Annotated in this window: 1 protein-coding gene and 1 pseudogene; both read right to left on the bottom strand. The window is 49.0% G+C overall.

Translation table 11 applies throughout. From position 1 onward, the window contains the following. Positions 1–277: cytochrome c oxidase subunit 3 family protein (locus AC27KL_RS28050; protein ID WP_487171798.1), on the bottom strand; the 277-nt coding region annotated here is incomplete at its 3' end. A 2-nt stretch (positions 278–279) separates the two neighbouring features. Next, positions 280–667, bottom strand: a pseudogene (locus AC27KL_RS28045) (cytochrome ubiquinol oxidase subunit I); the annotation flags it as partial.

The following is a 667-nucleotide window of genomic DNA, read 5'->3' as shown; positions in this document are numbered from 1 at the left end:
CTTTTACTTTTCCTTTGTTCATCGCCAGCACAGCAAGTCCGCTCGTAAAGCTGCTGGTCAACAGGATAAAAGTTGAAGCGATGATCCCAGGCATTTCAAACAGTTCTTTTCCAGTCGGTCCGCCTGCAAAGCTATGCATCATTACTGCATAGGTGGCAAACAGCGTACCGAACAAAATGCAGTCCGTAACTACGAAAATCCAGAAGCCAAGAACCTTTAGTTGCTCATGCTCTTCATGATGGTCGTGGCCATGACTATGGTCGTGATGATTAGCCATCATTACAACACCCTCCCCAGTGAAGCCTCCGTGCGACGCACTTCATCCACCGGTACGTAATAATCCGTATCATATTGGAAGGAGCGTACCCACATGCACACGGCAACTCCGATGAATCCAACTACGGCCATCCATACCCATCCAAAGGTGAATCCAAATCCGATCAAGAACCAGAAGGTCGACATGATAATCGGAATACCAGAGTTCTTCGGCATATGAATCGGTTCCAAATGCGCCGGCTCTTGTTTATACGTGCCATTTGCTTTTGCTTGTTTTGTTGCCCACCAGTCATCCGCTTCTTTCACATGCGGAACGACAGCGAAGTTGTAGAACGGCGCTGGAGATGGAATCGACCACTCCAGGGTACGTGCATCCCATGGGTCCCCTGTC

It is taken from the genome of Paenibacillus sp. YAE3, from assembly GCF_057546105.1.
This window is presented reverse-complemented; position numbering and strand designations above follow the sequence as displayed.